The following is an 18,298-nucleotide window of genomic DNA, read 5'->3' on the forward strand; positions in this document are numbered from 1 at the left end:
CAGGCTCAGGTGTTTTCCGGTGCCGGCGGGCTGTATGCGCCGAGGAAAAGCTTCAGGCCACTGTCGACCACCCGTTCTATTTCGGCCTGAGTGATGTCTGTCGGCAGCTGATTGAACAGCCGCTCCCTGAAATAGGAGCCGATGGCCAGATCGATGAACTGGCGCGCTGCCAGCTCGCTGTCGTCGATGTGCAACTGTCCGCTTTCGACATGACGCTCGAGGAAGGCGCGCAGCACTGTCTTGGCATTGGTCGGGGCGCCAGCGAAAAACCGCTGGCAGAGCGACGGCATGCGATCGATCACCCCCAGGACAACGCGCATGGACGGAATCATGTCCGTGTTGATGACCTGGTGGGCAAAGGCGAGGCCGAAGCGGCGCAACCCGTCCTCGGCGCTGGTGCTCTGCTCCAGCAGTTCGCGCATCTGTTCGGCAAACAGCCCCTTGGCGCGCTCGATCAGGGCGGCGAACAGCTCTTCCTTGCTTTGGAAGTAAACATAGATCGTGCCCTTGGAGACACCGGCTTCACGGGTCACGTCATTCATACTGGCAGCGTCATAGCCCATCTTCATGAAGACGCGCTTTGCACCGTCGAGAATCTGGCCGCGCTTGATCGGATCTTCGCCGGCGGCAAAACGGCTCAATCCGGGCGCTGCCGCAGGCGGCTGCTCCTGTGTTTCGTTCGGTTTTGTCGTCGGTTGGCTCATGATCGGTCCAAATAATTAACTCATGTCAGTTTTCGAGACGTGAAGCCGCTTTATGCATCTTGATATGCGTCACGAAAGTCTATATGTCAATCGAACCGAACGGTTCAGTTCGAATAGTTTCTTCACCAACGCCCCGGTTTTAGCCCATGTCCGTCACGCAAAGATCCACCGCCCTTCGTTCCGCTCCTCCCGTCGAAGACAGGAATGAGGCCGTGCCGGCCACACCGCAAGATGCCGGGGCCACCCCTGTCGAAACAGCTGCGCCTGCAGTCGCCAAGAAGCGCCGCAGCCTCGTGCTGCCGGTCATCGGTCTTGCGATCGCCGGTGCAGGCATCTGGTTCGGCTATGAGTGGTGGACCAATGGCCGGTTTATGGTGTCGACGGATGATGCCTATATCGAAGGTGACATTGCGATCATTTCGCCGAAGATTGCCGGCTACGTGGAGACGGTGAACGTCACCGGCAACCAGGTCGTCAAGGCAGGCGATCCACTGGTGACGCTCGATGGTGGCGATTATCGCATCGCCTATGAACAGGCTGTCGCCAACAGGCAGAGCGCCGAACTCGCGGTCCTGCGCATGGATGCACAGATCTCCGGTGGCGAGGCCAGCCTGGCGCAGACCAAGGCACAGCAGGGCGCGCTGGAAGCCAGCGTGCGCGGCGCGCAGATCACCGAGAAGCGGGCCAAGGATCTGGCGGCCAAGTCTGCCGGGACCACAGCCGACCTCGACAATGCGACGATCGCGCTTGAGCAGGCCAAGGCAAACCTGGTCGCGGGGGAAGCGGCAGTGTCTTCTGCCGAAGCCAATGTTTCTCTTCTCAAGGCACAGCGCGATGAAGCGCTGAACACCGTCAAGGTGCAGGAACTGGCAATCGACAAGGCCCAGCGCGACCTCGACTTCACGGTTCTCAAGGCTCCCTATGACGGGGTCATCGGTAATCTTTCGGTTCAGGCCGGCGATCTGGTCTCTGCAGGCAAGCGTCTTGCCGCTCTCGTTCCCGTCCGCGACCTCTATATCGAGGCGAATTTCAAGGAAACGCAGATCGCCCATCTGGTGCCCGGTTCGAAGGTTTCGATCCATGTCGATGCCTATGGTGACGATCCGCTTGAAGGCACGGTGACCTCGATCGCACCAGCCTCGGGTGCCATCTTCTCGATGCTGCCTGCCGAAAATGCCACCGGCAATTTCACCAAGGTAGTGCAGCGCGTTCCCGTGCGGATCGCGCTTCCGCAGGAGGCTCTGGATCAGGGGCACCTGCGCGCCGGTCTCAGCGTGATCGTCGATGTCGACACCCGTACAGCGCCTGAGGCCCATGCCGTCGCTGCGCAGTAAGCGGATCTGCTAGAAAAGGGGCCGCGTCATGGCCGTTGCAAGCACAGCATCACCCACCCTTGGCTCGGCCTCGGGGGCGGAAGAGCGCATGGATCCGAAGCGCGTCATCGCCTTCCTGGCGATGGTCTTCGGCATGTTCATGTCGATCCTCGATATCCAGATCGTCTCGGCCTCGCTGTCCGAAATCCAGGCGGGCCTTGGCGCCAGCAATGACGAGGTTGCCTGGGTCCAGACGTCGTATCTGATCGCCGAAGTCATCATGATCCCGCTGTCCGGCGTTCTGGCCCGGATCCTGTCGACACGCGTCCTGTTCTCGATCTGCGCCGGCGGTTTTACGCTGGCCAGCGCATTGGCGGCGACGGCCACCAATATCGAACAGATGATCGTCTACCGTGCGATCCAGGGCTTCATCGGCGGCGGCATGATCCCGTCCGTCTTCGTCGCAGCCTTCACGATCTTCCCGCCATCCAAGCGCAATATCGTTTCGCCGATGATCGGGCTTGTCGCCACGCTAGCACCGACGATCGGACCGACGATCGGGGGCTATATCAGCCATGCCATGTCGTGGCACTGGCTGTTCCTGATCAATGTCATACCCGGCATCATCGTGGCGGCGACGACCTGGAGCCTGATCGATTTCGACCAGCCGGACCACAGCCTGATGAAGAAATTCGACTGGTGGGGCCTCGCTTCCATGGCGGTGTTCCTCGGCTCGATGGAATTCGTGCTGGAAGAAGGCAACAACAAGGACTGGTTCAACGACCACCATATCGTCATGGGCACCATTGCCATGGTGATCGGCGGGGCGATCTTCTTCCGCCGGGTTTTCAAGGTCGAGCTTCCCGTCGTCGACCTACGGGCGTTTTCGAATGCGAATTTTGCCTTCGGCTCGTTGTTCTCGTTCGTCATGGGGGTCGGTCTTTATGGCCTGACATACCTCTATCCGCTCTATCTCAGTCGCATTCGGCACTACGATTCGCTGATGATCGGCCAGACCATGTTCGTCTCGGGCGCCGCGATGTTCCTGACGGCGCCGATCGCCGGCATCCTGTCGAGCAAGCTCGATCCTCGGGTGATGATGATGATGGGCTTCGGCGGTTTTGCGGCCGGTACCTACATGATGACCGGGATCACGGCCGATTGGGACTTCTACGAGCTGCTCATTCCGCAGATCCTGCGCGGCTGCTCGCTGATGATCTGCATGGTGCCGATCAACAATATCGCGCTTGGCACCTTGCCTCCGGATCGGATGAAAAACGCATCCGGCCTGTTCAACCTGACGCGAAACCTCGGCGGCGCCGTTGGCCTTGCGATCATCAACACGGTGATCACCCAGCGCACCGACGATCATTTTGCCCGCCTGTCCGAGCAGCTTGACTGGGGCAACCCAGCGGCACTCGACTGGTTGAACAGCGTCGGGGCGAACTACGACGCCTATGGTCTGGACGGCAGCACCGTCGCGGTTCAGAAGCTCGCCGGCATCGTCACGCAGCAGGCCACGCTGCTGTCCTTCATGGACATCTTCATGGGACTGACATTCCTCTTCGGCTCCCTGGTGTTCATGACGCTGCTGTTGAAGAAACCCAAAGCCGCAGCCCCGGCTGGCGCCGGTCACTAAGCATTCTGCCTATCGAAAAGCCGCCACTCGAAAGGGTTGCGGCTTTTTGTTGATCGAAAATGAGGTACGTACATCTTTTTTTGATTTACGTACCTCATCTCCTGCGCTAGGACAGGCGCCGGAGGAATTCATGAAGCCAACCGTCCATGACATCGCGGTCCATGCCGGGGTCAGCCTTGCAACCGTTGACCGGGTCCTGAACCGGCGGCCGGGTGTGAGTGCGCGGACCCGCGACAAGGTGGATCAGGCGGTATCGTCGCTCGGATTCGTGCGCGATGTGGCGGCAGCCAATCTTGCCAAGGGGCGGACCTATCCGCTGACCTTCATCATTCCCTCCAATGACAATTCCTTCATGCGTGGCCTCAGGCTCGCGCTGGATGAGGCGACGGGACATGCGGCCGTGGAACGGATTGCGATCCGGCTGATCGATGTGCCAGCCTTTGATGCGACGGCACTGGCTGGCGCGCTCGATGCGGCGCTTGTCGGCGCGCCAGCCGGCATTGCGTTTGTCGCCGTCGATGCGCCGGACGTGGTCGAGGCTGCCAATCGTGTTGCCGCCGCCGGTGTACCTTTGGTCACGCTCGTCTCGGACCTGTCGGGATCAAGCCGCGATCACTATGCCGGGATCGACAATGCTGCGGCGGGCCGCACGGCTGCCAGCCTGCTCGGGCGGTTTCTCGGCGGCCGCGATGGCGCCGTTGCCGTTCTTGCCGGCTCGATGCTGGTGCGCGACCATCGCGAGCGTTGCGAGGCGTTCGAAACCGTGATGGCCAAGGACTTCCCCCGGTTCGAGATCCTGCCCGTGCTTGAGGGTCGCGATGATCCGGCCACAGTCGAGGCGCTGGTCGGCCGGCTGTTTGCCGAGCGTGACGACATCATCGGTCTCTACAGCCTGGGTGCCGGCAACCGCGGTCTGGTGCGGGCGCTGGAAAAGGTGACGTCATCGACCAGGCCGGCGGTCATCGCGCATGAACTGACAGACACGACACGCTCCGCGCTCAATGCCGGCCTGATTGATGCGGTGCTCAACCAGGATGCCGGCCACGAGGTGCGTAGCGCCATCCGGGTGCTGAAAGCCAAGGCCGACGGTTTGCCGGTGGTGGCTGCGCAAGAGCGTATTCGGCTCGACATATTCTTGAAGGACAATCTGCCCTGACGGGCAAAGGCGAATGCAGCTTGGCCCACAGGACGCATGGCGGCCGGGTTCTGAGCAGTTGAAAAGGGAGGAAACTATGTATCTCGGTTTGGATCTTGGAACATCGGGCATCAAGGCGATGCTGATTGATGGCAGTCAGCGGGTGATCGGTGTCGGTCATGCGGCACTGACCGTCCAGCGGCCTCATTCCGGCTGGTCCGAGCAGGCGCCGGGCGACTGGATCCGCGCGGCGGAGGAGGCTGTCGGCGCGCTCAAGGCTTCGCATGCCAAAGAACTTGCCGCCGTCAAGGGGATCGGTCTTTCGGGGCACATGCATGGTGCGACCCTGATCGACGCCAAGGACCGGGTGCTGCGTCCCTGCATTCTGTGGAATGACACGCGCAGCCACGAAGAAGCGGCGGCCCTCGACGCCGATCCGCGGTTCCGTGCGCTGACCGGCAATATCGTGTTTCCCGGCTTTACTGCGCCCAAGCTCGCCTGGGTGGCCAAGCATGAACCGGACACCTTTGCCAAGGTCGCCAAGGTGCTGCTGCCCAAGGATTTCCTCCGGCTCTGGCTCACAGGTGAATACCTCTCCGACATGTCGGATTCGGCTGGCACGGCCTGGCTCGACACCGGCAAACGCGCGTGGTCGCCGGAGCTTCTCGCCGCGACTGGCCTGACCGTGGAGCAGATGCCCGGCTTGGTCGAGGGGACGGAGCGTGCGGGTACCCTGCGCGGTGAACTGGCAGCGAAATGGGGCGTCGGTTCCGATGTCGTCGTTGCCGGCGGGGCAGGGGACAATGCGGCTTCGGCCTGCGGCATGGGCACGGTCGCCGAAGGTCAGGCCTTCGTGTCGCTGGGCACGTCCGGCGTTCTCTTTGCCGCCAATGGTTCCTATCTGCCGAAGCCGGAAAGCGCGGTGCATGCGTTCTGCCATGCGCTGCCGAACACCTGGCACCAGATGGGCGTCATCCTTTCGGCCACCGATGCACTGAACTGGCATTCCGGCGTCACGGGCAAATCGGCGGGTGAGTTGACCGCTGAACTGGGCGACGATCTCAAGGCGCCGACCGGCGTGACGTTCCTGCCTTATCTCTCCGGCGAGCGCACGCCGCACAACGATGCAAAAATCCGCGGTGCCTTTATCGGGCTTGGCCATGATTCCAGCCGCGCGGTGCTGACCCAGGCGGTCGTCGAGGGCGTGACCTTTGCCATCCGCGACAGCCTCGAGGCGCTGAAATCCGCAGGCACGAAGATCGATCGTGTCACCGCCATCGGCGGCGGCTCGCGCTCGCGCTACTGGCTGGCGTCGATTGCAACGGCACTTGGCTTGCCCGTCGATGTGCCGGCTGACGGCGATTTCGGTGCGGCCTTCGGCGCGGCCCGGCTCGGCCTGATTGCGGCGACCGGGGCTGATCCCCTGTCGGTGTGCACGGCGCCTGAGACCGCCGAAACGATTGCGCCGGTCGCGGCGCTGTCGGGTGCCTACGAGGAGGCTTATCGCCGCTATCGCTCGGTCTATCCGGCGATCAAGGGGCTTTGAAATTCATCCCGCCTTCAAGGGCGGGACAAATATTCAACCAAGGAGGAACTATCCATGAGCACTGGCTTTTTCGGCGATATCGCCAAGATCAAATACGAAGGCACCGACAGCACCAATCCGCTGGCCTATCGCCACTACAACCCCGATGAAATGGTCGCCGGCAAGCGCATGGAAGAGCATCTGCGCTTTGCCATCGCCTATTGGCACACGTTCGCCTGGGAAGGCGGAGACCCCTTCGGCGGCCGCACCTTCGATCGCCCCTGGTATGGCAGCGGCATGGACAAGGCGAAGCTGAAAGCGGATGTCGCCTTCGAAATGTTCAGCCTGCTCGGCACGCCCTACTATTGCTTCCACGATGCCGACGCGCGTCCGGAAGGCGACAGCTTTGCCGAGAACACAAAGAACCTGAACGAGATCGTCGACTACTTCGAAAAGAAGCAGTCCGAGACCGGCGTCAAGCTGCTCTGGGGCACGGCGAACCTGTTTTCGCACCGCCGCTACATGTCGGGTGCTTCGACCAATCCGGATCCGGATGTGTTTGCCTTCAGTGCGGCGACCGTCAAGACCTGCATGGATGCGACCATGCGTCTGGGCGGCGAGAACTATGTGCTCTGGGGTGGTCGCGAAGGTTATGAAACCCTGCTCAACACTGACCTGAAGCGGGAACTGGACCAGATGGGCCGCTTCCTCAACCTCGTGGTCGAATACAAGCACAAGATCGGCTTCAAGGGCGCGCTGCTGATCGAGCCGAAGCCGCAGGAACCGACCAAGCACCAGTATGACTACGACGTTGCGACCGTCTACGGCTTCCTCAAGACCTATGGTCTCGAGAAGGAAGTGAAGGTCAATATCGAACAGGGTCATGCGATCCTGGCCGGCCATACTTTCGAGCATGAACTGGCGCTGGCCAATGCACTCGGCATTTTCGGCTCGATCGACATGAACCGCAACGACTACCAGTCCGGCTGGGATACCGACCAGTTCCCCAACAATGTTCCGGAAATGGCTCTGGCCTATTACCAGGTTCTCGCCGGCGGCGGTTTCACCTCGGGTGGCACCAATTTCGACTCCAAGCTGCGCCGCCAGTCGATCGATCCGGCCGACCTGCTGATCGGTCATATCGGCGGCATGGATTGCTGCGCCCGTGGCCTGAAGGCTGCGGCGAAGATGATCGAGGACAAGGCGCTCTCGGGTCCGCTGGCATCACGCTACGCCGGTTGGGACAAGGCCGAAAACCAGACGATGCTGCGCGGCGAAGAAAGCCTCGAAGCGATCGCTGCCCGTGTCGAGACCAAGAACGTCAATCCGCAGCCGAAGTCGGGCCAGCAGGAACTGCTGGAGAACGTGGTCAATCGCTACGTTTGAGATGTAGGTTGATGTGATGCGATTGGGCCGGGACATGCGAGTGTCCCGGCTTTTTTATGCGGTTGACGTCATGCTCGGGCTTGTCCCGAGCATCTGCCGAGGCTTGCTGCGTCGCTCAACGGTTTGGGTCGGGTTCCTGGCAGTCTGCAGCAGATCCTCGGGACAAGCCCGAGGATGACGGTTTCGGGGTGTCTTGCTCGCCAGCATCCCGGGCCATGCCACAAAGCGCCTGATGACGGTGGAGGCCGTAGACAGCAGGTCCGTCCGCTACCGTCTCGCCGGTCCCGTCACCGAGCCGCGTACGATCAGATCCGGCATGATCAGGATTTCGCGTCGCTCGGTCGGGCGCTCGGCGAGTGTTTCCAGCAGCAGCGCCATCGCCTGGCGGCCGATGGCGCTGCGAGGCTGGCGGATCGTGGTCAGGGCCGGGTTGACATAGGTTGCCTGCGGCACATCGTCGAAGCCGATGATCGAGAAGTCGCGCGGCAGGTCGTAGCCGCGGGCGGTCAGGCCGTTGATGACGCCGACGGCTGTCGCGTCGTTGACGCACATGAAGGCGGTCGGCAACGTATCGCGCATGAACAGTTGCTCGACGGCGAGCCGGCCGCTCTCGATCGTGCCGTCACCTTCCAGCACCAGACGGTGGTCTGGCGGAATGCGGGCGGCATCGAGTGCGAGGTCGTAGCCCTGGCGGCGGCGCTGGTGGCCGAGCCTGGTCTTGGCATCGCCGATGAAGGCGATGCGGCGATGGCCGGCCGAGAGAAGATGTTCGGCGGCCTTGCGGGCTCCGGCCGTGTCGTCGACGCCGACATAAGAGGTCTTCGAGCCGAAGACCGGTTCGAAGACGGCCACTGACGGCGGCAGGCGCTGGCCGATGACCTGATGGCCGAAGGGTTCGTGGCCGGTGAACAACACCAGGCCGGCAGCCTGGCCGGAGCTCAGGAATTTCAGGTATTCCAGCCCGCGTTCGGGATCATTCTGCGTGTGGCCGATCAGCACGCCGAAGCCATGGGCGCGGGCCTCGTTTTCAAGCCCGATCAGCGTGGTGGAGAAATTCGGATCGCCAATGTCCGGCGCCAGGATCAGGATCATGTTGGAGCGGCCCATGCGCAGCGAGCGGGCCATGGCATTGGTGGTGTAGCCGGTGATCGCGATCGCCTGGTTGACGCGCTGGCGGGTGGTCTTGGCGACCTTGTCGGGCGTATGGATGGCACGGCTCACCGTGGCGATCGACACCTCGGCAATGCGTGCAACATCATCAATCGTGGCCGGCGCTGAATTCGGCACGTTGCCCCATCCCCCTATCCATATGGAATCGTTGGAGACCCTATCTGCTGTGCTGCGGCTGCGAAAGCCGAGAGGGCGGTAAAACATCCCTGTGAATGGATGATGTAAACCTTTACATCGATCATGTAAACCTTTACATAGGTCAGCATAGCGGTTGAGGAGCCGCCGGGAGGATTGCATGACTGGGACCGGGGACGAAGCGCGCAAAGCCGTGCTCGTGGCAGAACGTATCTCGAAATCATTTGGCGACGTGCAGGTGCTGTTCAGCGTCGACTTCGACGTGCTGCCCGGCGAGGTGCATGCACTGATGGGCGAGAACGGCGCTGGAAAATCGACGCTGGTGAAGATCCTGTCGGGTTTCGAGCAGGCAACCGCCGGGCGCATCCTGCTGGATGGCCAGCCAGTTATTCTGCCGCCCAATGGTGCGGCCGAGGCGCTGGGCATCGTGCTGATCCACCAGGAATTCAATCTTGCGGACCATCTGACCGTTAGCGAGAGCCTGTTTCTCGGGCGCGAGGTGACGCGCTTCGGTGTGCTCGATCGCAAGTTCATGCGGGCCGAGACAGTGCGGGCGCTCAACCAGCTCGGTTCGCCGATCGACCCGGATGCGCTGATCAGTTCGCTGGCGGTGGCCGACAAGCAGATGGTCGAGATCGCCAAGGCGATCAGCCGCAAGGCGCGCATCGTGTTCATGGACGAGCCGACCGCGGTCTTGTCGCGGGAAGAGACGGATGTGCTGTTTGCCCAGGTGCGCAAGCTGCGCGACCAGGGCACGAGCTTCGTCTTTGTCAGCCACAAGCTCGACGAGGTGATGGAGCTGACCGACCGGGTCACCGTGCTTAGGGACGGCCAATGGGTGAAGACGGCGCCGACTGCCGTGCTCGACGGGGAATCCATCGCGCAGTTGATGGTCGGGCGCGAACTTTCCAGTCTCTATCCGACCAAGCATGAGCCGAATGTCGATGAAGAGGTGGTGCTTTCGGTCCAGGATCTGAGCACCGGTTATGTGAAGCGTGTCAGCTTCGAGCTGAAAAAGGGCGAAGTGCTCGGCTTTTCCGGCCTGATCGGCTCCGGCCGCACGGAGTTGATGGAGGCGGTTGCCGGTTTGCGGCCGCGTCTTTCGGGTGTCGTCCAGCTGAAGGGCACGGACCTTCTGCCGGAGGATTTTCGCGAGGCGAACCGGCGCGGGCTGGCCTACATGACCAAGGACCGCAAGGGAAAGGGCCTGCTGCTCGGCGAGGGCATGACGGCGAACCTGACGCTGCAGGCGATCGATCAGCATATCCGTCACGGCTATCTCGACCCGTCGAGCGAGGCGAAGGCGATGGCGCGGGCCAAGCGGCGCTTCGATATCCGTGTGCGTGATGACAGGGTGCGGGTCGGGCGCATGTCGGGCGGCAACCAGCAGAAGCTGCTGCTGGCGAAGATCATGGAGATCGAGCCGCAGATCATCATCATCGACGAGCCGACGCGCGGCATCGATGTCGGGACCAAGCAGCAGATCTATCATTTCATTGCAGCACTCGCCCGCGAAGGGCGCTCGATCATCGTGATTTCCTCGGAAATGCCGGAAGTGATCGGGCTTTGCACTCGGGTGGCGGTGATGCGCGAGGGGCGGATGGTCGGCATACTGGAAGGCGAGGAGATCAGCGAGCAGGTGATCATGCGCTACGCCGCCGGACTGAAGAGACAATTGGCCAGCTGACGGGTCCGGCTCTGCCGGATCACGCATCGCGCCACAGACAAGTGACATGGGGCAGGGCCGTATCAAAAGCGCCCGCCCGGGAGGAGACGACCCGTGAACACGACTGCCGAGACTGAGAGCACACCTGAAATCCGCGGCCGGCGCACCTGGCGCGATGTCGATCTGCGTGCCGTTGCGCCGTTTGCGGCCTTGCTGCTGCTTTTGATCGTCGGCGCCATGGTCAATCCGAATTTCATCGGCCTCAACAACCTGGCCAATGTCGCGACCCGCTCGGCTTTCATCGCGATCATCGCGGTCGGCGCAACCTTCGTGATCTCCTCGGGCGACCTTGATCTCTCGGTCGGTTCGATGGTGGCCTTCGTCGCCAGCCTGATGATCCTGTTCATGAATTCCGGCGTGATTGCCGATCCGGCGCTGATGCTGGCGACGGCCGCGGTCCTGACCGTGGTGATCGGTTCGCTTTGCGGCCTCGCCAATGGCCTGATCACAACGGTCGGCAAGATCGAACCCTTTATCGCGACGCTCGGCACGATGGGCATCTATCGCGGCCTGACCACCTGGCTCTCCCAGGGCGGGGCGATCACCCTGCGTTCCCCCGAACAGCAGGAACTGTATCGCCCCGTTTATTTCGGTTCGTTCCTCGGCATGCCGCTGCCGATCCTGATTATCCTGATCGTGACGGCGATCGCCGCCTTCATCCTTTACCGTACGCGTTATGGTCGCCATGTGGTGGCGGTCGGGTCGAGCCGAGACGTGGCGCGTTATTCCGGCATCGCCGTGGATCGGGTGCGCACGATCGCCTTCATCATCCAGGGTCTCTGCGTGGCGATCGCCGTGCTGCTCTATGTGCCGCGGCTGGGATCGACATCGGCCACGACCGGCATCCTGTGGGAACTGCAGGCGATCACCGCGGTCGTCGTCGGCGGCACTGCGCTGAAAGGTGGCGCCGGTCGCGTCTGGGGCACGATCTGCGGCGCCTTCATCCTCGAACTCGTCGGCAATATCATGCTGCTGTCGAACTTTATTTCCGAATATCTGATCGGCGCCATCCAGGGCACGATCATCATCATCGCGATGCTCGTCCAGCGTTCGCTGGCGCGCAAGGCGTAAGTCGTGACCGGGCAGGAGGGTCGCCCGGTCCGTCACTGAAATGACCCTAGGCACTTTGGGAGGAAACCAATGCACAAGAAACTGATGGGACTTGCCGTCGCGATGACGGCGCTGACGGCGATCTTCACTGCCGCGCAGGCCCAGGACACGAAGACGATCGGCGTCTCCATTCCGGCCGCCGACCACGGCTGGACGGCCGGTGTCGTCTACCATGCGAACCGCGTTGCCGAGCTTCTGATGAAGGAGCATCCGGGCCTCAACGTCATCGTCAAGACTTCGCCGGATCCGGCAAGCCAGGCCAATGCGCTGCAGGATCTGGAAACCCAGGGCATCGATGCGCTGGTTATCCTGCCGACCGATCCGGATCCGCTGGTCAACGCGATCAAGGAAATCAAGGGCAAGGGCACGTTCGTGTCGATCGTCGACCGTGCGCCGAGCACCAACGACAATTCGGTTCGTGACCTCTATGTCGCCGGCAACAATCCGGCGCTTGGTGAAGTCGCCGGCAAGTATATTGCCGACAATACGCCGGATGCCGAAGTCGTCGTCATCCGCGGCATGCCGATCCCGATCGACCAGCAGCGCCAGGACGGTTTTGACAAGGGCATTGCCGGCTCGAACGTCAAGGTTCTCGACCGCCAGTTCGGCAACTGGAACCGCGACGACGCCTTCAAGGTCATGCAGGACTACCTGACCAAATATCCGAAGATCGACGTGGTCTGGTGCCAGGACGACGACATGGCCGTCGGCGTGCTGCAGGCGATCGAGCAGGCCAAGCGCACCGACATCCAGTATGTCGTGGCCGGTGCCGGCTCCAAGGACATGATCAAGAAGGTCATGGACGGCGACAAGATGATCCCGGTCGACGTTCTCTATCCGCCGTCCATGGTTGGTACAGCGATGGAGCTGACAGCTGCCGCGATCTACGACCAGGTTCCGGTTCACGGCACCTATGTTCTCGACGCGACGCTGATCACCAAGGACAATGCGCAGAACTACTACTTCCCGGACTCGCCTTTCTGAGTTCGGCCAAGCCCCATACCAAGGTCTGCCCGGGTTTTCCCGGGCAGATTGCTGTCGACGTGATCAATGCCATTGTCTCGTTTTTGCAAGTCCTGTAACCGTTTACGGGAACGTTGCAGGAGCGTTCCCGGGAGGAGAAAAGTATGAAGACGATCAAAGGGCCGGCCATCTTTCTCGGCCAGTTTGCGGGCGATGCCGCGCCATTCAATTCGTGGGATTCGATCACCAAGTGGGCAGCGGAAAAAGGCTATTTCGGCGTGCAGGTACCGACCTGGGCCGGCCAGCTGATCGACCTGAAGAAGGCGGCAGAATCCAAGGATTATTGCGACGAGCTTGCCGGCGTGGCGCGGGCGAACGGCGTCGAGATCACCGAACTTTCCACCCATCTGCAGGGCCAGTTGGTCGCCGTGCATCCGGCCTATGACGAGGCCTTCGACGGTTTTGCCGCACCGGAAGTGCGCGGCAATCCGAAGGCGCGTCAGGAGTGGGCCGTGCAACAGGTGAAATACGCGCTCAAGGCCTCCCGCAATCTCGGCATCAAGGCGCATGCGACCTTTTCCGGCGCGCTCGCCTGGCCCTATATCTATCCGTGGCCGCAGCGGCCGGCCGGTCTGGTCGAGGCCGCCTTTGACGAGCTGGCCCGTCGCTGGACGCCGATCCTCGACTATGCTGACGAGCAGGGCGTTGACGTCTGCTATGAGATCCATCCGGGCGAAGACCTGCATGACGGCGTCACCTTCGAGATGTTCCTCGAGCGGGTGAAAAACCATCCGCGCGCCAACATGCTCTACGACCCGTCGCACTATGTGCTGCAGTGCCTGGATTATCTCGACAATATCGACATCTACAACGACCGGATCAGGATGTTCCACGTCAAGGACGCGGAATTCAACCCGACCGGCCGGCAGGGCGTCTATGGCGGCTATCAGGGCTGGGTCAACCGGGCCGGCCGCTTCCGCTCGCTCGGCGACGGTCAGGTCGACTTTGGTGCGGTCTTTTCGAAGATGGCAGCCAATGATTTCGACGGCTGGGCCGTGGTCGAATGGGAATGCGCGCTGAAACATCCGGAAGACGGCGCCCGCGAAGGGGCCGAATTCGTCAAGGCGCATATCATCCGGGTGACCGAGCATGCCTTCGACGATTTTGCCTCGAGCGGCACGGACGATGCGGCCAACCGGCGGATGCTGGGGCTCTGAGAGAGCTGTTCTGAGGAGGGATATTCAACCCGGAACGCCAGGAGTACCCCCCTCTGTCACTCCGTGACATCTCCCCCACACGGGGGGAGATTGGCCGCCGGTCTTGGTGTTCCTTCGTTCTTGGCGTTCCTTTTTGGAGAAGCGGTTCGACACTCGATCTCCCCCCGTGTGGGGGAGATGCCCGGCAGGGTAGAGGGGGGGTATCCCCCGGAGCAACATTATCATTTGGGAGAACGACGCTATGGCGATCGAAGCAGGCAAGACGGAAGAACGGAACCCGAAGATCCGGCTCGGCATGGTGGGTGGCGGATCGGGTGCCTTTATTGGTGCTGTACATCGTATCGCGGCGCGGATCGACGACCAGTATGAACTGGTGGCCGGCGCTCTATCATCGACGGCGGAAAAGTCGCTGTCGTCCGGGCGTGAGCTTGGGCTCGATCCTGAGCGCTGCTATGGCTCCTTCGAGGAGATGGCGGAAAAGGAAGCGCTCCGGCCGGATGGCATCCAGGCGGTGTCGATCGTCACGCCGAACCATGTTCACTATCCGGCGGCCAAGGCTTTTCTAGAGCGCGGCATCCATGTCATCTGCGACAAGCCGGTGACCTCGAACCTCGAAGACGCGAAAAAGCTGAAAGCGGTGGCCAACAAGGCCAATGCGCTGTTCATCCTGACCCATAACTATACCGGCTATCCGATGGTGCGTCATGCGCGCGAACTGGTGCAGAACGGCGAACTTGGCGATATCCGCCTGGTGCAGATGGAATATCCGCAGGACTGGCTGGCGGAACCGATCGAGCAGACCGGCCAGAAGCAGGCGGCCTGGCGCACCGATCCGAAGCAGTCGGGCGCCGGCGGCTCGACCGGCGACATCGGCACGCATGCCTATAATCTCGGTTCGTTCATTTCCGGCCTCGATCTGGATGAACTGGCGGCCGATGTGCACACGTTTGTCGAAGGGCGTCGCCTCGATGACAATGCCCATGTGATGCTGCGCTTCAAGGGGGGGGCAAAGGGTCTGCTGTGGTGCAGCCAGGTGGCGACCGGGCACGAGAACGGCCTGAAAGTGCGCGTCTATGGCACCAAGGCCGGCATCGAATGGACGCAGGCCGATCCGAACTATCTCTGGTTCACCCGGCTCGGCGAACCGAAGCAGCTGGTTACCCGTGGCGGTGCCGGTGCCGGTTCTGCGGCTGCCCGCGTCACCCGCATCCCGAGCGGGCATCCGGAAGGTTATCTCGAAGCCTTTGCGACGATCTATACGGAAGCGGCCCTGGCGATCAACGCGGCGCGGACCGGGGCCAAGGTCGATCCGGCGGTGGTCTATCCGACGATCGATGACGGGGTGAAAGGTGTCGCCTTCGTCGAGGCGTGCATCGAGTCGTCGAAGAAGAATGGCGGCTGGGTCAAGCTCTGAGGCTTGCCTCCTACCTCTCCCTTGAGGGGGGAGGTCGCGCGGAACGCGCGGGTGGGGGTGATCGCTTCGTCTACGCCGAGGTCACCCCACCCCGGAGCTTTGCTCCGACCCTCCCCCTCAAGGGGAGGGTGGATTTCCTGCAACGTTGCAGTTTTTTGTTCCGCCCGTCTTCACCCCGTCTTGGCTTTGTTCTAAACCGCTTTCGATATTGTGCGGCGGTCCATGTCCGCCGAGACGAAGGAGCCAGTCGATGATCGATCCGAAACTGTTTGCCGACCGTTTCCCCGGTGATTTCCTGTTTGGCGTGGCGACCGCCTCGTTCCAGATCGAGGGGGCGTCGAAGGCGGATGGGCGCAAGCCGTCGATCTGGGATGCGTTTTCCAACATGCCGGGCCGGGTTTTCGGCCGCCACAATGGCGACGTTGCCTGCGATCACTACAATCGCTGGGAAAGTGACCTCGACCTGATCAAGGCCATGGGCGTCAGCGGCTACCGGTTCTCGATCGCCTGGCCGCGCATCGTTCCGGAAGGCACCGGGCCGATCAACGAGGCCGGTCTGGACTTTTATGACAGGCTGGTCGACGGGTTGAAGGCGCGCGGCATCAAGGCCTATGCGACGCTTTATCACTGGGACCTGCCGCTGGCCCTGATGGGGGATGGCGGCTGGACGGCGCGCTCGACCGCCTATGCGTTCCAGCGCTATACCAAGGTGGTGATGGAGCGGCTCGGCGACCGGCTCGATGCGGTTGCGACTTTCAACGAGCCGTGGTGCTCGGTCTGGCTGTCGCATCTCTACGGCATTCATGCGCCGGGCGAGCAAAACATGGATGCGGCGCTGCATGCGCTGCATTACACCAATCTCGCCCATGGCCTGAGTGTCCAGGCGATCCGCGAGATCGCGCCGACTGTACCGGTCGGCCTGGTGCTGAATGCGCATGAAACATTGGCGGGCTCTGAGAGTGCCGCAGACATTGCTGCTGCAGAGCGGGCGCACCAGTTCCACAATGGCGTGTTCTTCGATCCGGTGTTCAAGGGCGAATATCCGGCTGACTTCCTGTCGGCTTTGGGCGCGCGCATGCCGGAGATCAAGGAGAAAGACCTTGAGATCATCAGCCAGAAACTCGACTGGTGGGGGCTGAACTATTACACGCCGATGCGCGTCTCGGACGATCCGACGCCCGGGGCCGAATTCCCGGCCACGATAGGCGCTCCGCCGGTATCCAAGGTGAAGACCGATATCGGCTGGGAAGTCTATGCGCCGGCGTTGAAGTCGCTGGTCGAGCGTCTTTATGCGCGCTACGAACTGCCGGCCTGCTACATCACTGAGAACGGCGCTTGCTACAACATGGATGTCGAAGGTGGCGAGGTCGATGACCAGCCGCGGCTCGATTATTATGTCGAGCACCTGTCGGTGGTCGCCGAGCTGATCAAGGACGGCTATCCGATGCACGGCTATTTCGCCTGGAGCCTGATGGACAATTTCGAATGGGCGGAAGGCTATCGGATGCGCTTCGGCCTGGTGCATGTCGATTATGACACCCAGGTGCGCACGGTGAAGAAGAGCGGCAAATGGTATAGCGCGCTGGCGGCCGAATTTCCGAAGGGCAATTTCACGGCGGATTGAGCGAGGCTCTGCTTCAGGGGGTGCTTAGCCGAGCTGCACGAGTTTCTGACCGGCAGGTGGGTTGCGTTCGTCGAATTCGGCGCGGGCCATTTGGATCAGGTCGTGATTGCGGAAAACCCAGCCGCCCATGGCCTTGATCGGTTCGCCGAAGGACCGGCCGAGTTCGGTCAGGGCATATTCGACCTTCGGCGGTACGGTCGGATGCACGGTGCGCGAAACGAGGCCGTCACGCTCAAGTGCCCGCAGTGTCAGCGTCAGCATGCGCTGCGAAATGCCGACCACCGCGCGTTTCAGGTCGCTGAAGCGCTGCGGGCCGTCGGCGAGCATCATGATCACCAGAACCGTCCATTTGTCGCCGAGCCGCGCCAGCATCTCGCTGACAGTCTGACATTTGGCCGGATCGTAACTGCTGTCGCACATGGCACTTCCCTCAATGTGACCTGGTATCAAGAATGTGCCTTCTTGCACATCCGCGTCGGTTATCTATGTAGGCTTGGTCACTAATCTATACCAGCATTGCCGTTTTGGCCAATCCCTCCTGATGGCTGCACGGTCGCTGGTCGAACCAGGAAGAGACACATATGTCCGCACTGATCGAAAAGCTGAACTGGCGTTATGCCACCAAGAAGATGGACCCGTCCAAGGTGGTTGCCGAAGACAAGGTCGAGCGTATCGTCGAGGCCGCCCGTCTCGCGCCGACGTCGAGCGGGTTGCAGCCGTTCGAGGTCATCGTCGTGACCAATCCCGAGGTCCGGGCCAGGATCCAGGAAATCGGCTGGAACCAGTCGCAGATTACCGAAGGCTCACATCTGCTCGTCTTCGCCGCCTGGGACAATTACACCACCGATCGCATCAACGGCATGTTCGATCTCGTCAATGACGAGCGCGGTTTCAAGAACGAAGGCTGGGAGAGTTACCGGCAGATGATCCTCAACCTGTATCCGGGTCGGGATCCGGCGGTAAACTTCGAGCATGCTGCCCGCCAGGCCTATATCGGTTTCGGCATGTCGGTTGCCGCTGCCGCCTTCGAAGGCGTCGATGCGACCCCGATGGAGGGTTTCGATGCCGCCAAGCTCGACGAGATCCTCGGACTTCGCGAAAAGGGCCTGCGTTCGGTGACCATCCTGCCGCTCGGCTACCGTGCGGATGAAGGCGACTGGCTGGTCAACCTGAAGAAGGTGCGCCGCCCGAAGGATCAGTTCGTATCCGTTGTCGCCTGACGCGTTTCGTCTGACAT

The 18,298-nt window shown here is 61.7% G+C and carries 15 protein-coding genes; 12 read left to right on the forward strand and 3 right to left on the reverse strand.

The features are described from left to right. Window positions 1–5 precede the first annotated feature (5 nt). Entirely contained in the window at window positions 6–704 is a 699-nt protein-coding gene (locus GVK95_RS12625; RefSeq protein ID WP_159950077.1) for a TetR/AcrR family transcriptional regulator, read from the reverse strand. A 146-nt stretch (window positions 705–850) separates the two neighbouring features. Here GVK95_RS12625 and GVK95_RS12630 point away from each other — a divergent pair, with 146 nt between their 5' ends. The 5 genes from GVK95_RS12630 (at window position 851) to xylA (ending at window position 7,702) form a co-directional block, all read left to right on the forward strand. Then, window positions 851–2,038, forward strand: a complete 1,188-nt coding sequence (locus GVK95_RS12630) for an HlyD family secretion protein (RefSeq protein WP_159950079.1) — start codon at window positions 851–853, stop codon at window positions 2,036–2,038. A gap of 28 nt (window positions 2,039–2,066) precedes the next feature. Further along, a complete protein-coding gene (locus GVK95_RS12635) occupies window positions 2,067–3,656 on the forward strand; it encodes a DHA2 family efflux MFS transporter permease subunit (protein ID WP_159950081.1) in 1,590 nt (529 codons plus the stop codon). Between the two features lie 130 nt (window positions 3,657–3,786). Next, window positions 3,787–4,812, forward strand: a complete 1,026-nt coding sequence (locus GVK95_RS12640) for a LacI family DNA-binding transcriptional regulator (protein ID WP_159950083.1) — start codon at window positions 3,787–3,789, stop codon at window positions 4,810–4,812. Between the two features lie 76 nt (window positions 4,813–4,888). Beyond that, entirely contained in the window at window positions 4,889–6,337 is a 1,449-nt protein-coding gene (gene xylB / locus GVK95_RS12645) for a xylulokinase (protein ID WP_159950085.1), read from the forward strand. A gap of 54 nt (window positions 6,338–6,391) precedes the next feature. Beyond that, the gene (xylA, locus tag GVK95_RS12650; RefSeq protein WP_159950087.1) at window positions 6,392–7,702 is read left to right on the forward strand and encodes a xylose isomerase; all 1,311 of its coding nucleotides are present in this window, start codon (window positions 6,392–6,394) and stop codon (window positions 7,700–7,702) included. A 267-nt stretch (window positions 7,703–7,969) separates the two neighbouring features. Here xylA and GVK95_RS12655 read toward each other — a convergent pair whose 3' ends face one another. Further along, a complete protein-coding gene (locus tag GVK95_RS12655) occupies window positions 7,970–8,989 on the reverse strand; it encodes a LacI family DNA-binding transcriptional regulator (protein WP_159950089.1) in 1,020 nt (339 codons plus the stop codon). A gap of 178 nt (window positions 8,990–9,167) precedes the next feature. Here GVK95_RS12655 and GVK95_RS12660 point away from each other — a divergent pair, with 178 nt between their 5' ends. From GVK95_RS12660 to GVK95_RS12685, 6 genes are all read left to right on the forward strand, one after another. After that, entirely contained in the window at window positions 9,168–10,694 is a 1,527-nt protein-coding gene (locus GVK95_RS12660; RefSeq protein WP_159950091.1) for a sugar ABC transporter ATP-binding protein, read from the forward strand. A gap of 93 nt (window positions 10,695–10,787) precedes the next feature. Further along, window positions 10,788–11,804, forward strand: coding sequence for an ABC transporter permease (locus GVK95_RS12665; protein ID WP_162742669.1), 1,017 nt, complete (start codon window positions 10,788–10,790; stop codon window positions 11,802–11,804). Between the two features lie 69 nt (window positions 11,805–11,873). Beyond that, a complete protein-coding gene (locus GVK95_RS12670; protein WP_159950093.1) occupies window positions 11,874–12,827 on the forward strand; it encodes a substrate-binding domain-containing protein in 954 nt (317 codons plus the stop codon). Window positions 12,828–12,970: 143 nt separating this feature from the next. Next, window positions 12,971–14,023, forward strand: a complete 1,053-nt coding sequence (locus GVK95_RS12675; RefSeq protein ID WP_159950095.1) for a sugar phosphate isomerase/epimerase — start codon at window positions 12,971–12,973, stop codon at window positions 14,021–14,023. A 241-nt stretch (window positions 14,024–14,264) separates the two neighbouring features. Next, entirely contained in the window at window positions 14,265–15,437 is a 1,173-nt protein-coding gene (locus tag GVK95_RS12680; protein ID WP_159950097.1) for a Gfo/Idh/MocA family oxidoreductase, read from the forward strand. A 250-nt stretch (window positions 15,438–15,687) separates the two neighbouring features. Next, complete coding sequence (locus tag GVK95_RS12685; protein WP_159950099.1) at window positions 15,688–17,061, forward strand: GH1 family beta-glucosidase; 1,374 nt, start codon at window positions 15,688–15,690, stop codon at window positions 17,059–17,061. Between the two features lie 24 nt (window positions 17,062–17,085). Here GVK95_RS12685 and GVK95_RS12690 read toward each other — a convergent pair whose 3' ends face one another. Further along, a complete protein-coding gene (locus tag GVK95_RS12690) occupies window positions 17,086–17,481 on the reverse strand; it encodes a helix-turn-helix domain-containing protein (RefSeq protein ID WP_159950101.1) in 396 nt (131 codons plus the stop codon). A gap of 161 nt (window positions 17,482–17,642) precedes the next feature. Between GVK95_RS12690 and GVK95_RS12695 the strand changes: the two genes are divergently transcribed. Then, on the forward strand, window positions 17,643–18,281 hold the full coding sequence (locus GVK95_RS12695; protein WP_159950103.1) for an NAD(P)H-dependent oxidoreductase: 639 nt from the start codon (window positions 17,643–17,645) through the stop codon (window positions 18,279–18,281). Window positions 18,282–18,298 lie beyond the last annotated feature (17 nt).

It is taken from the genome of Rhizobium sp. 18065 (assembly GCF_902706095.1).
Lineage (GTDB): Bacteria > Pseudomonadota > Alphaproteobacteria > Rhizobiales > Rhizobiaceae > Allorhizobium.